We start from the raw sequence: 13,878 nt of genomic DNA on the forward strand, positions 1-13,878 counted from the left end.
CAAAAAGTATAGTACTAGCAGTACTCAAAATCATAAAACTTTTCTTTCCCATTCTTTTTACAGTACTCTTCAAGAATTCGATCAATACTTCCTGAAATTTCCTCATCGCCATTTAAATGGATGTATAGTTTGTTTCTAGCTCTACTCGCAGCAACATATACTATTCTTGTGAACTCCTCGTACTTCTTTTCGTTATCAGTGATTGAATTTCCAAAAATAATAGGATTGCATAAAACGTTTAAAGGAGAACATTCTTCGGAGTCCAGCCTATCAGCCCGTTCAATATTAATAAGTACATTATCAAACTCTGCTCCCTTAGCTTTGTGTATTGTCATAAACCTACTATTTTCCGAAAATATTTCACAGCAAATTTTTTTTGACGTTATATACTGTAACTTATCGATATATTTGTATACCCCTTCGTAATAATCATCGTCACCTTCAAAAGGATATCTGAGATAGGATTTTACCGGAATCTCCAAATCATCTATTAATTCATTAATTCTTATTATTAAATCTTTGAGCAATATAGTATTATCAATATAGCTATTTACATTCTCCCAAAATGTAAAGACTCTTTTTAATAATAGGTTGTTTTCCTGATTAAAACTTCGATATGAAGGTTCGATGTTAAAGTATTTTTCAAATACTGTAAACGCACTCGGTATGCATTTCCTACTGAATGCTTCTTCAAGTTCATTAATAGCTAGCATAGATTCAATCCATGCTTCCCTTTTTGCTTCAATCTCATTTTCTAATTTTCTTCCCATCTGGTATGAGTAGGCATTTATTATGTTGTTTACTAACCTACGTTGATCCTCATCAATGTTACTGATATACTTTAACACCTCAGACCATTTTCTGCATAAAAATACTGTGTTCCTTTCAAGTATTGTTTCAAGAGGTTTAGAAAAATTGTTTTTACTCCTCTGCATTAAAAAGGTTACTTTTTGTTTATTTTCAAAGTTCAATTCACAAGTCTGCTCATTTAATTCAATGTCACCTTGCCGCAAGAAATTTAATAAATTTATTATATTCTGGGTACTTCTCCTGTTCCCTTTTATCACATAATTTTCAATTGGTAGACTTGAAGATAAATTAAAATTATGAAACTCCCTGTAATCGGCCCCTTGAAAAGAATAAATGGATTGGGCTATATCACCAATTACAGCTACAATAGATTCTTTCTCTGAAAGAATTCTAACAATCTTATTTTGAATTGGATTCGTGTCCTGATATTCATCAATTAGAATATATGGAAATTCACACCTAATAAGATGAGTTGAAAGTTCATAATTCTTAAGAATTCTATAACCAAAATATAGAATCTCATCAAAGGTCAATCTTCCTGCCTCACCCCAAATATATTTTTTTACAGCTACGGCTACTTCTTGCGTTATGTTCTGATGATATTTCAAACAAATACCAGTACTTTCGTTTATATATCCAGAGTTTAATAAAGCAATGTCAACCTGGACGTCCGCCATTTTATTGCGTGATAAATCATTATATAGATTAGAAGGGATTAATGGGTAGTTTCTCTCAAGATAACTATAAATATCTTCTTTTTTGTGACCACTTAAAACTGAAAAACCTTCTTGTACCGAAACTATTTCTTTGTTTTTATCTATAAGCAAACCAAATTCTTCTTTTATAATTTTTTTTAATTGGACCTGATTAGGTTTGATTATATATTCATTTATAAAAGAATGAATGGTTGATACAAATACGTTATGATTAAATGCTCCTAATCTGTTTTGAATCTGTTCAACAGCAACATTTGTATACGTAATACAAAGTATTTTCCGAAATTCACTCTGAAGTTTGGCACTATGCTGGACCATCTGCTTTATATTTTCAATTAATAAATGAGTCTTTCCAGCTCCTGGACCAGCATATATTTTCAGATGCCTATTATTATCATAGATCCGTAAATCATCAGAAGAGTTTATTTCCTGAGCCATTCTAATCCCTCCCTTATGTATTCCGGAACGATTAAATCATTAATAAGATATTTGGGCTCCTTATTCAAATCATCTTGAACATTTTTTGAAAGAATATTTAATGCAAGGTCACCTTTCTTATTTTTTGCATAACTCAGAAATAAGTTTGCAAAAAACAGCTTCTCAATTTTTTGTTGAAGTTCTTCATCGTCAGCATTTGTATAGTCATGTATATACAGTTCAATGTAATCACTAACCTTCTTTCTTGTTTTTGGATGCGTTATTAGATCTAAATTCATTTTCCAATCGAGTATTGACATATCCTCAATACCCTCAATAAATGGATGCAGATTGTCTGGTGAAACAAATTTAAGCAACCTTTTTACAACGAATCTATTCTCGAAATTTTCTAAAAAGAGCTCATTCTCAAACGTTGATCCTAATTTTTTTTGTGTTTTAACTAAAATATTTTCATTTCCTAAAAATTCTTCGCTTATTGGTTCCATTAAAGTTAAGTGTTCTTGATATAAAGATAAATCATTAAATTTCCCATCCTCAAAATATTTGTAATCACAATCTCTAAAGCATAGAACTTTAACACCCGTGTTTATAAATAATGGAAGAAAATGATCAAAATTTATGCCACCAACTTCTACTACTGAGATATGATTGCTCTCAATTTCATAATCAATTCCACATTTACTTGCAAATGCAGACATTAACATCTTTTCTGCTAATCCCTCTACTAAAATTACTTTATAAGCAAATAACATATCAGACCTTGTCACATCCAAAAATTTAGCCAGATGTGCTTTACTTTCCTTATATTCTTCTTTCATATATTTATTTTTTAAATTATCCGAAACAACTTTATGTTCATTCACTACAGAATTACGATAATACTTCAGTGAGATCATATCATCAATATCAGCTGACGCTGTTATATTAGGTGAATGGGTGGTTAAGAAAATCTGATTTTTGATAATTCTACCACTGTCACCTTTCACACCATCTTCTTGAGCTTTTTCTCTCTCTTTTTTCTTTGATAATTCATCTGCCTGTTTTAAAGCACTCAAATACCTAAACAGTTTATATTGCATTGCCGGATGTAGATGTGCTTCTGGCTCCTCAATCAGCAGAAGATTGTAGTCATTATTAATTTTGAACGCAATGATATTGTATATCTGAACAAGATTGTTATAACCCAAACCATTATTCTTCATCGGCATCTCATACCCTAATGACGTATCTTGAAGTATATATTGAAAATAACGTTCGAATGGGGAGTCATATATAAAACTAGGCGTTAAAGAGTTATTTCCATTCTTTATTCCTACTTTGTCTTGATCGATTTCAATCAATTGCTTCATTTCTTCTGTAATCTCTGCAAAGCTAGTCCCAAGCAATTGAGTTATATTGGCTCTTAAATCGACTTTCCCATCATACATGTCTAGACGCTTCTTGACATATCTCTGGGTATGTGGGAGTAAACCATCCGTAGTTCTATCGGCTGGTATGTAGTCTATATTAAAGATATTCTGTACTTCATTTTTTTTGATACTTTGATGAGACGTCGTATTATAGTAATTCCAAGAAAACTTTACGATAAACTTTTCCAATGAAAGCAGATAATCTTGAAGCTTATCTTTACTTTTCATTTCATCACGGTAGTCATTTAAGTATTTTGGATCAAGCTCGTATTTAAGCAAAACTACTGCACTGATTACATACTTCTCATCATCAGTTAAAACATTCCCATCTTCATTGTAAACAATGAAATTCCTAAATCTTAAAATACCATCGTCAAAGCTATCTAATCTAAGTGAGTGTTGAATATGATAATAAATTTCGATACTTGGGGGATCTTTTTTATACATCTCAAGATTTGAGTGAAGGTCATTTTTATTGAAATCATGCACTGATCCAGTATTCTCTGAAATATTATCCAGAAGATTAATAACCTTTAGCAAATTTGATTTCCCTGAATTGTTAGGTCCAATAATTATATTTATACCATCTTGAAATTCAACTACTGTATCATCAAAATTTCGAAATCGTTTAATATGAACCTTTTTTAAAAACATAACCATCACCTCGGGCTATATAGTTCTTTATAAACTCCATCAATATGGGCCAAAAGAATGTGTTCGTTCCTGTATAAATTCGACTTCATACCTGATTTTTCCTCTGATTTTGTAGAAATTTGTATAAACGTCATGCCTTCTTTAAATTGATTGAGGAGTTGTTTTTATGAATAATTTCTTTACTACTCTCCAAATCATACAAGCCAACAACATCAATTTAATCGAATTCGCCAAATTTCAAGGCTATATTCTTGAAAATGGCGGCCGCCGCGCGCTTCATGCGAAGCAAAGTGGCGGTCTTTACTTTTTCCGGGATAGCAACAAATTCTATCACTTCTCAACAGACACCAGCGGCGGTCCCATCGACTTTGTGATGCAATTTATGCGAATGGATTTTAAAGAGGCCGTTGCGTATTTACTAGAAACTGGCTTGCCGCAGTATCAGACAGTTCCTTCCCTACCTAAACCTTCCGGCAAACTTCAGCTCCCGGATAAAGCCCCTAACTATAAACGTGTAGCCTGGTATCTGATCCATGTTCGGGGTATCGATCCGGAAATCGTCTCTTGTCTAATGCACGAAAAAAAGCTATATCAGCAGGATAAAACCGGTAATTGTGTTTTTGTCGCCTACGATAAGAATGGTGTTGCCAAGTATTGCTCCTTGCGCGGCACCAGGCCGGAACGTCCTTTCAAGCAAGATCGGGAACATTCCGACAAGAGCTATCCCTTTCACATCATCGGGTCTAGTCAAAAAGTTTATGTATGCGAAAGTCCCATTGACGGCATGAGCCATGCTACGCTTGCAAAATTGAAAGGACTGGATTGGAAAAACGACCATCGCATTTCCCTAGGCTGTCTGTCCGACCTTGCCCTGGAACGATTTCTCCAACATCACCGTATTCATGAAATCATTTTTTGCCTGGATAACGACCATAACGCAACGTTTCGTGATGGCAGCCCTGCTCCCAACTGGGGACAAGAGGCTGCCTTAAAATTTGCCCAAAAGTACAACGATCAAGGCTACCAGACATCGATTGAGAAACCGTTCCGCAAAGACTTCAATGAGGACCTGACTGCCATACTCCAAGCGAAATATGAAACAGAACAAGCCATCAGAGAGGGGGAATGCGAGTATGAGCATTAGATCTTTTTTCCATTGGATAAGACAACTGCCAGACCAAAAACAGAGGGGGCCCCCTCTGTTTTTGGTGTAAAGGCAGGAATAGCAAAATGTCATTTTGCGAAAAAACAGCGTGAAAGCAGAGCTTTCACCGACATTTTTATGGGGTTTCCTCCGACAATCGAATGTCGCTTGCAAATAGCTCCCAAGAGTGAGGTGATTCCCTTGGTACGCGCAGATAAAACGGTGCAGATCACCGTCAAGCTGCCCAAGAAACAATACGAAGCATTAAAGAAATACGCCGCTTCCAAGCATTTAAGCATGGCGGATATCGTAAGGGCCTTTATCCAAAAAGGCATGTCTGTGGAGGCTTATACCGAGGAGATCGATTTCATCACGGCCATCATCCGCCAGGAGATCAAAATTGCCATTGACGGATTAAGCAACCGGCTAGCCGGACTCGCCAGCAAGGACTTAATCATGTCGGCTGCCTCCTACTACTCCACCATCGCGATTATCGCCGATCTGATTGATACGAATCGGTACACGACCTTTCGGGAGATCGAGAAGAAAGCGCGGCGGCTTGCGGTGGACTATGTCAAAATGAAGCTCACCGATGCAGAAAAACTGTTTTTGTCGGGGAATGCGTTGGATCAGAGCATCGAGCATCTACGCGGGGGCGACTCCGATGTCGATCCTGATCTATAAACAGCGCTTCTTCCATCCCAACCACCCGAAAACGGCGAAAAGCAACTACTGCCATACCGGATATATTGCCACCCGTCCTGGTGCGGTGAAGAATGAAGGCATGAATCATGGGTTGTTCGGGAAGCTGCGCCCCGGAGACTTGCAGGAGTTTTCCTCTTGGCAAGAAGTGGCCCGACTGGCCCGCGACTTATCCCGACAAAAAAAGAACATGTATCGTAGCGTCATTTCATTCAAACGAGATACGGCGCTGGAACTGGGCCTAACCAATCAGAAGGCTTGGCAACAGTATATTGAACAACATATCTCCACCATCGCCGCCCAAAATCACATTAAAGGAAAGAACCTCTGTTGGGCCGCCGCTGTCCATAATGAGAAGGAGCATCCGCATCTTCATGTCGTCTTTTGGGATCGACAACAGGACATCCTGAAAAACTATACCCACCCCGAGATTCCCAATCGCATACGCAGGCAATTGATCAAAGACACCTTTGCTTACAAGATCAAACAATTTTGCGCTTTGCGGGATCAGTTTAAATCCGGTATTACGGAAATCACCGACCGCATGGTAAGTGAATTCGAGTTGTATATCAAGAATCTGAACCCGAAATCGTTCAAGGTTTTCTACAAGCGCTTTATGAACGAGGATGAAGATTCCCTACACCGTCTGCCGAAACACCATCTTTTTCAGCAAAGCCATGCCGCTGCGCTAGCCGAAAAACTGGTTCAACTCCGCGCAAACATGCCGAAAACCGGTAGACTCGCTTATCAACTCCTCCCCCCTGCTGTGAAATCCATGTTGGATGAACTTGTACAGGAATTGATGAAAACCAATCCCTATCTGGCACAAATGGTTGAGGATTATGTCCAAGTCAAAGTCCAAATCGCGATGCTGTATGACACCGATCCGGAACGTATCGCTAACTACCGTGAGAAGTATCTGACCGAGGCGAAAAAGCGAATCGTGAACCGTATTTTGGGAACGGTCCGTACGCTGATCAAAATGGAACGGGAAGTATCCATGGAACAAAACCATAGGATACGGCGACAGTACCTGGCCGAGCAGCTTCTGGTTGGCATCCTTGATATGCTGGAGAGTCTGATCATGAACGGCAATATAGACTACGATGACAAAGCAAAAGCCATGGGCACGGAGTTATCCAAACAAGCCAAAAAGGAATGGTTTATAAAACATCGGGACAAGGGTTTAGAAAGATAACATCCATCATATTCTCTATCCACCATTGTGGATAAATCTGTGAATAACCGGTGAATATTCTGTGGATAATTACACCCTTTATTTACGAAATGGCTTTTCATTTTGATTGAAGAAAGGAACGATCTTATGTTATTTACCGAAGGCAAACATCAACAGTACGAACGAATGATGCGGCAGACTCCGCGAAATCATCCACGTTCAAGGAAAGAAAAAAAGAACTCGGAAACAAAACGTACAGCTCAGAAGGTTCCCCCGAACCATCCCAAGGAGCGTTGTTCTTATGGAAATCAATGAACGTATGAAAGATGTATTGCAAGTCCAGCTTTCTCCCTTGGGCCTGGAATTAAAACCGGAGGATCGCTTTCCTCTAACCGTGCTCCATGATGATCGCCCGGTTGCATACATCCAAGAGGACGGTGCAGTCCATTACCCTGTTGATCGAGACACCACGCCTGCCCGCCGAATTCCCGGTGTCATCGCAAAAGTTTGGGAGATGGAGCAGGCTTACCGTCAGGCTCCACATCTGGAACTATCCGGCGTGAACAGTTACAAAAAAATTCTTCAATACAACCAACATCTATTGGCTGCCCGGTACGACGGAAACGGCCATTTTCGTTTTGTGACCTGGCAAGTCAATTTCGATCAAACGGGTGTAACGCTGGGCCACTATTTTTATCGGAATGAATACGAGCAGGCGAAAGAAGATTTTATCCAACGCAGCGGACTGGTGGACGAACGAAAATTATTCAGCAAGGAACAGCTTTCCCTTCTCTATTCCGCGTTGCTCTATTCTAGGTTCCATGATATCAATCTGGACTACGCAGATAAGCAAGAAATTGACCAATTAATTCGACACATTGAAGCTGTAGCCCCAGTTTCCCAAACCGTTCGGCAACCTGCATCCGACTGCGAATTGGATTACGAACGCTAAAACGGTTCCGCAAAGTGAAAGGAGATGGCATTTTTGAAAAGCAAAACGGAGTTCTACAAAAAGTTTTTTGAAGCCGTGACCAAACAAGGCTTTGAAGTGAAACGCTCCACCTCTGCCGACTATTTGGCCGATTTGTATTACAAAGATCAGCTCGTCGCCTTCTACACCCGGATGGACACGATCGAGAAAAACCCATTCGTGACCGTGCCGGACCGGCTCATGAGCGCGATTCACGATTTGGCCAGACAATCGGCGTTGCAAGCTGGAATCTGCGTGGAAAAACCTTACACGGACAAAGACCCTAAAATCGCTAACGGCGTCTATAAGCTGAGCGAATACAACGATGTGATCTTGGCTTGCAAGCATCATCCCATGTTTGAGTATGTGTTTTCCACGTATCGCCTTTCCCCGGAAAACGGAACGCCAGTGCAGCGGCAGTATTTTTACAATAAAGAAGAAGCGTTGGAAAACTTCGCAGTACGGAGTGGACTCGTAGATGAAAAAAAGCTGTTTAGTGAAGAAGAACTGGTCCTGATCCATTCCGAACTGATCAAATTCATGATTACGCCCAACGATAAAACGGTCGAACAGTTCGAACGAGCCGGAATCATCATCGAACGGATTGAGGAACTTCTGCCGGCATTAAAGGATCGGGAAATTCATCTGGAGTTCGAACTCGAGTTTCAACATGAAGATGAACTGCTGGCCGAAGAAATGGAAATCGGAGATTAGTCTCTGTGTTTCCAACTACTTTGCTAAAGCAGTCGTTACAAGGAGGGATTTGCCTTGGCAAGCGTAAGACCGGAAAGCTCCCTCTGGGGGAACATCATAACCTGCACCGAAATCGCCCTTCATGTTTATGAGATCGTGGCCGAGTATAAAAGCGGAATCGTCATTCCCACTGAGCAAGCAGAAGAGTTGCTAAGTCCGAAAGCCATTGCACTTGGCAACGAAAAGGACGGGTATCTGCATTACGAGGATGACCAAAAGAGCATGATTCCGGCCTACGAACTGCTGCAAAAAGACCTGATCACGGACTCCAATTTTAAAGAGAAGTACGGAACGCCGGAACAATTAGAAAAGGAAGGCCCCTTTTTTGTTCCTGAATATTTCGGAACATTGGAAGAACCGCAGACTTCGCCTTGGGGCGACATTGCCAAGACAAACGCGATCCACCATGGGATCGGTTTGATTGAAGGTGAAGGGAACACCGCGTTAGCCGTCCATCAGACCATTGCCGATCTCTTCTTGTCCGACTTAGCGCGGCAGCATGCTGAAACTGAAGGAAACTATCTGTTTTATACCCTTGATGCGAACTGTGCTATCCCCATCTATGAACTGTCGGCATCGCATCCGCAAGTGCTCGAACTGATTATCGACGAGGACAGTCTGGTGCATACGCTATGCGAGGATTTCCCCCGATTACGTCGATTTTCATAACCGTCATGTCGACGAGTGGGGATGGATTCAAGACTTTCCTGCCCCCAAAGGGTTATTTTTACAAGCTCAGGTAGACCAGGAAATCGGTCATCCGCTTCGTACCAGCGAACAAGTTGCCGAATCTTCCTTATCGTATGGAAGTGAACCGGAGACCGACGACTTTTTTGAGCCAAACGGAGAGTATGAGTTGTGAAAACCAAGTACAAGGTGATCATCTGTTTGTTCCTCTTCGTTGTTGGAGCGTTCTTCAATCTGTTCTTTACCACCGCCTTGCACGGCATCTTATCCGGAAAATCCCATACGCTTGCTTTCACTCCTTTCGCAGGTTGTATCGCAAGTCTCATTGCCAGCAAACAACATTTGCTGCTTTTTTTATGCTTGCAAGGATTGGTCGGCGTCGTGTCCACAATGTTCTTTTTTACGAATCATCGCCCTTACCAAAGTGAACTGGCCCACATCACGCCGCAAATCGAAACGCCGGTTCCAGTTGGTCAGCATCAGCACGGCTCTTCCAGATGGTTGACGGAACAGGAGAAGCAGTCCGCTTTTGATACGCTCGTACTGGATCTCAAGCATCCGCTGATCCGGGAACTCATCGCGACCGGCTACGATCATCTGGAATTTTACCAACGCGGGGAGGAGGAGCAATCTCATGAAGTATCCGGAGAACATTTCAAAGAATGAAGACGGGGCCGCTGCAAAGGAACAGCCTCTGCCCTTCTCGCAAGGCGGAATCGTGGTAGGCATGAACAAACTGCGCGGGAAAGAACGCATCTATTGCATCCAAGACGATGTGCACACGCTTTGCCTGGGCGCAACCCGCAGTGGAAAATCGAGAACGGTCGTGCTGCAATCCATCTGTACGCTTGGCCTTGCCGGGGAATCGCTGGTCATTTCTGACCCCAAAGCCGAATTGTACCACTATACCCACGAATTTTTGCAAAAGTTGAATTATGACGTGTATGCACTGGATTTCCGTACGCCTGAAAAAAGCCATCATTACAATCTGCTCCAACCGATCATTGATGCCGCCCTTCGCGGTGATCAGGAACAGGCGGAAATGCTGGCTTGGGATATGACCAACGTTCTTGTCGGCAAATCACAGGGAGAAAAAATCTGGACAAACGGGGAAATGTCCGTCATCGCCGCCACGATTTTAAGTGTGGTGTGGGACAATGCCAAACGGCCGGAATACCAGAACTTGACCAACGTCTACTGGTTTTTGGCCGAGATGAACCGTCAAATCGGAAATAAAACGCCAATGCAGGACTATATGAAGCGTCTCCCGCCCACCCATCCTGCCAGAGCCCTGCTCAGTATTTCCGACATCGCGCCTTCGCGCACCAAGGGAAGCTTCTATACTTCAGCTCTGACGACACTGCGTCTTTTCACGTCCAAATCCATCTATGCCATTACTCACAAAAGCGACTTTTCGTTAACCGAATTGGGGGAGAAGAAACAGGCGCTGTTTATCATTTTACCGGACGAAAAGACGACCTTCTACCCTGTCGCTTCCCTCATGGTATCGCAGTTGTATGAGTTACTAACAGCAGAGGCAGATAAACGCGGCGGCAGACTGAAACGGCGCGTGAACTTCATTCTGGACGAATTCGGTAACTTTACACCGATTGCCGATTTCACGAACAAGCTGACGGTAGGCGGCGGGCGCGGCATGCGGTTCAATTTGTTCTTGCAAAGCTTTGAGCAACTCAAGGAAAAGTATGATGCTCACGCCGCCAGTACAATCAAATCAAATTGTCAAACCTGGATTTATTTGCAGGCGGATGACCTGGAGACGCTGCGGGAAGTCAGCGAAAAACTGGGCACGTACACCACTTCCAGTTACCAGCTCTCTGCTTCTAACAGCAAATATTCTACGCCAAGCACATCGCACAGCATGAACCTGATGGAACGCAAGCTTTTGACCGTAGACGAGGTGCGCCGCGTCGCCCGGCCGTATCAAATTGTCATTTCTCGAAGCCACCCCGCGATGATGTTTTCGCCCGATTTAAGCGAATGGGCTTTTAACGCCATGCTGGGGTTGGGCGATAAAGAGCATAATCGTCAGGTTCGGGAAGAACGGGAACGAAAGCGGCCAGTTCGGACCGATACGCGAAAGGAGGTGAAACTGTGGAATATCTGGATTTATTATCAGAAAGACATCGCCAGACAACTGGAAGAGAAAAGACTCCAGGAGGCAACAGGGGGTAACGTTTTTTTCGGACCCAATTCGGACATAGAATAGGAGGTCTGCCTTGAAATGAAGAGATGGATACGCAGAGTCATTCGCTACAGCAGAATGGCTCTTTTTGTGTTGGGCACAAGCTTATGGCTGACCCAACCTGCTAATGCAGCGGATATCCAAAACAGCAAGATTGTAAAGGGAACGGAAAAGCTGATTGGGGATGTCACAACCTGGCTGATGATCCTCGCTCCCGTTGTTTCCGGTCTGCTGATCATTTACTTCTGTATTCGGCGTTCTGCAGCGGATGAAATGGATCAGAAGAAATGGAACAACCGCATCATCGTTGCCGTTGTTTCCTGTATCGGAGCCGTACTTGGTTCCGCCACACTGAACGTCATTATTGGCTACTACAAGTAAACCGAATCTGCCCTGATTGGGGCTTTTTTGATGAAATTCACTACATTTTTGGAGGGTAACACATATGAAAAAGTGGCTGAAAACCGTAAAGAAAAACTCGATGCAACGTATTTTGCTGGCAAAATCGGTCATCACCGACCGCCGCGGCGAAGGGTTTGTAGATACTGCCGTGAAAATTTTGATGGCTGTCGTCATCGGCGCTTTGGTGCTTGCGGGCTTGTATCTGCTCTTCAGCGATACGATCCTGCCTACTCTGACAGAACGGATTCGGAACATGTTCAATTACAGGGGATAACGGATACCCTTTGGCGGGAACGGCTGACAAGTATAGGCCGTTCCTGTAGAAAGGAGGTTGAGGAAACTGGAAGCCATTTTAGTGGTGCTGATCGTAGCCATCCTGAATGGAGCCTTGATATACATCGATACATTGCTGAAAGATATTATTCCGATGACCCTGTACGCTGAACGTTCTATGACCGCTCTCTCGGGCGGGAATATCGCGGATTCCCTGTTCGATATTTTGTTCGGCTTCGGGGTTTCCCTCATCATTTTGAAGTTTTTGAAAAAGGGATTTGAAATTTATGTGATGTGGTCCGATGGCGATCCTGATGAAGAACCGCTATCGCTGCTCACCAATTTTTTCAAAGCGATGGCCGTAGCGATTTGTTTCCCGACAATTTATCTATGGCTGGGCCAGATCGTGGAAGAGTTAACGGACAAGCTGCTTGTTGCCCTCGGGCAATCGACCAATTACGATTGGAATGCCTGGGTAAGCGGGATTAGCTCGTTGGGATTGGTGACAGCCATTTTCGGGCTGATCTTCATCATCTGCTATTTCATTCTTTACTTTCAATTTCTCATGCGCGGGTTGGAAATTCTCATTTTGCGCATTGGGGTGCCCCTCGCTTGCGTTGGACTGTTGGACAACGATAAGGGCGTGTTCAAAGCCTACTCCCAAAAGTTCGCCCAATCGACATTGGCCGTTGTCGTACAAATTACGCTGGCCAAGCTGGGCGTCGGGTTAATGTTGAATATGCACATCTTTTGGGGTCTTGCCTGCATGGTGCTGGCCATTCGCACGCCGCGCTTCTTGTCCGACTTCCTTATTACGACTGGCGGCAATGGGGGAGTCGTCAACAATGTATATCATTCCGTCAGACTGGTCGGTATGGCGCGCAAGATGCTGATGAAAACGGGGTGATGTCCATTGGTTACGGTGGACGAACTGGCCCAAGCGGTCATTCTGCTGATTCGTCTGGGCTGCGTCGCCCGGTTTATCTATTGCATGGTTCGCCTGTCGGGTGCGGATGAGGAGAGCTCGCAGTATAAAAAGAGAACCCGAAACGTGATTCTGTTTTATGTACTGGCTGAAAGCATCTGGCAGATCAAAGATATCGTATTGTTTTACTATCAATAGGCGATGATGTTTGGTCACTCAAGCGCCTGAAATGACAGTCGTTTTTTTCATTCCACAAAATCGGGAGGTTTTTCATGGAAGACAATCCTCAAACCCTTTATATCCCCATGGGCGTAAAATCGGAAACGGAGTTGTTTCCCGGATTCGGTCGAAAGCAACTCTTTCAATCGGTAATCGGTTCGCTAGGAGCTGGCCTTGTCGCTTTGCTGCTCTGGATTTTCGGGAGAAGCGTTTCCTTAACCATGGTCACCTTTCTAATCGGCGTTTCGGCTTCCGTCATGATGACTACGAAAGATCGCATGAATCTGTCGGTACTGGATCAAATGAAACAGATGATCCGTTTCGCCAAAGGTCAGAAAAAATATCCGTATATCGCGATGAACGAATGGCCTGACAATCCCTAAGGAGTTTCGAATC

Annotated in this window: 15 protein-coding genes; 13 read left to right on the forward strand and 2 right to left on the reverse strand. The window is 42.9% G+C overall.

Features of this window, described 5'->3' with window-relative positions; translation table 11 throughout:
- Window positions 1-14: 14 nt before the first annotated feature.
- Entirely contained in the window at window positions 15-1,964 is a 1,950-nt protein-coding gene (locus tag KJS63_RS05525; protein ID WP_213618252.1) for a UvrD-helicase domain-containing protein, read from the reverse strand.
- Window positions 1,949-4,027 carry an ATP-dependent nuclease gene (locus KJS63_RS05530; protein WP_213618253.1) on the reverse strand — a complete coding sequence of 693 codons (2,079 nt, stop codon included), beginning with the start codon at window positions 4,025-4,027 and terminating at the stop codon, window positions 1,949-1,951. Before KJS63_RS05530 ends, KJS63_RS05525 begins: the two co-directional genes overlap by 16 nt.
- A gap of 166 nt (window positions 4,028-4,193) precedes the next feature.
- On the opposite strand from KJS63_RS05530, the gene KJS63_RS05535 reads away from it, so the two are divergent.
- The 13 genes from KJS63_RS05535 (at window position 4,194) to KJS63_RS05595 (ending at window position 13,865) form a co-directional block, all read left to right on the forward strand.
- A complete protein-coding gene (locus KJS63_RS05535) occupies window positions 4,194-5,171 on the forward strand; it encodes a DUF3991 and TOPRIM domain-containing protein (protein ID WP_213618254.1) in 978 nt (325 codons plus the stop codon).
- Window positions 5,172-5,372: 201 nt separating this feature from the next.
- Window positions 5,373-5,855 carry a hypothetical protein gene (locus KJS63_RS05540; RefSeq protein WP_213581088.1) on the forward strand — a complete coding sequence of 161 codons (483 nt, stop codon included), beginning with the start codon at window positions 5,373-5,375 and terminating at the stop codon, window positions 5,853-5,855.
- A complete protein-coding gene (gene mobP3 / locus KJS63_RS05545) occupies window positions 5,836-7,071 on the forward strand; it encodes a MobP3 family relaxase (RefSeq protein ID WP_213618255.1) in 1,236 nt (411 codons plus the stop codon). The genes KJS63_RS05540 and mobP3 overlap by 20 nt, the downstream gene beginning before the upstream one ends.
- Before the next feature lie 280 nt (window positions 7,072-7,351).
- Window positions 7,352-8,002 (forward strand): hypothetical protein, encoded by a 651-nt coding sequence (locus tag KJS63_RS05550; protein WP_024982821.1) that lies wholly within the window; start codon window positions 7,352-7,354, stop codon window positions 8,000-8,002.
- 33 nt (window positions 8,003-8,035) lie between these two features.
- Entirely contained in the window at window positions 8,036-8,734 is a 699-nt protein-coding gene (locus KJS63_RS05555) for a hypothetical protein (RefSeq protein ID WP_024982820.1), read from the forward strand.
- 54 nt (window positions 8,735-8,788) lie between these two features.
- Window positions 8,789-9,442 carry a hypothetical protein gene (locus KJS63_RS05560; RefSeq protein WP_213618256.1) on the forward strand — a complete coding sequence of 218 codons (654 nt, stop codon included), beginning with the start codon at window positions 8,789-8,791 and terminating at the stop codon, window positions 9,440-9,442.
- A 189-nt stretch (window positions 9,443-9,631) separates the two neighbouring features.
- Entirely contained in the window at window positions 9,632-10,126 is a 495-nt protein-coding gene (locus KJS63_RS05565; RefSeq protein ID WP_024982818.1) for a hypothetical protein, read from the forward strand.
- Window positions 10,095-11,687, forward strand: coding sequence for a VirD4-like conjugal transfer protein, CD1115 family (locus tag KJS63_RS05570; protein WP_024982817.1), 1,593 nt, complete (start codon window positions 10,095-10,097; stop codon window positions 11,685-11,687). The genes KJS63_RS05565 and KJS63_RS05570 overlap by 32 nt, the downstream gene beginning before the upstream one ends.
- A gap of 15 nt (window positions 11,688-11,702) precedes the next feature.
- Entirely contained in the window at window positions 11,703-12,044 is a 342-nt protein-coding gene (locus KJS63_RS05575; RefSeq protein ID WP_024982816.1) for an Mbov_0395 family pilin-like conjugal transfer protein, read from the forward strand.
- A 64-nt stretch (window positions 12,045-12,108) separates the two neighbouring features.
- Window positions 12,109-12,339 carry a DUF6133 family protein gene (locus KJS63_RS05580; RefSeq protein ID WP_024982815.1) on the forward strand — a complete coding sequence of 77 codons (231 nt, stop codon included), beginning with the start codon at window positions 12,109-12,111 and terminating at the stop codon, window positions 12,337-12,339.
- A 57-nt stretch (window positions 12,340-12,396) separates the two neighbouring features.
- Window positions 12,397-13,245 (forward strand): conjugal transfer protein TrbL family protein, encoded by an 849-nt coding sequence (locus KJS63_RS05585; RefSeq protein ID WP_231504261.1) that lies wholly within the window; start codon window positions 12,397-12,399, stop codon window positions 13,243-13,245.
- Between the two features lie 15 nt (window positions 13,246-13,260).
- Window positions 13,261-13,461: a mercury transporter gene (locus KJS63_RS05590; protein WP_231504263.1), complete on the forward strand. Its 201-nt coding sequence runs from the start codon at window positions 13,261-13,263 to the stop codon at window positions 13,459-13,461.
- A 74-nt stretch (window positions 13,462-13,535) separates the two neighbouring features.
- Complete coding sequence (locus KJS63_RS05595) at window positions 13,536-13,865, forward strand: hypothetical protein (RefSeq protein WP_024982812.1); 330 nt, start codon at window positions 13,536-13,538, stop codon at window positions 13,863-13,865.
- The last annotated feature ends 13 nt before the right edge of the window (window positions 13,866-13,878 follow it).

It is taken from the genome of Paenibacillus sp. J22TS3, from assembly GCF_018403205.1.
In the GTDB taxonomy this organism is placed as follows: Bacteria; Bacillota; Bacilli; order Paenibacillales; family Paenibacillaceae; genus Fontibacillus; species Fontibacillus tuaregi.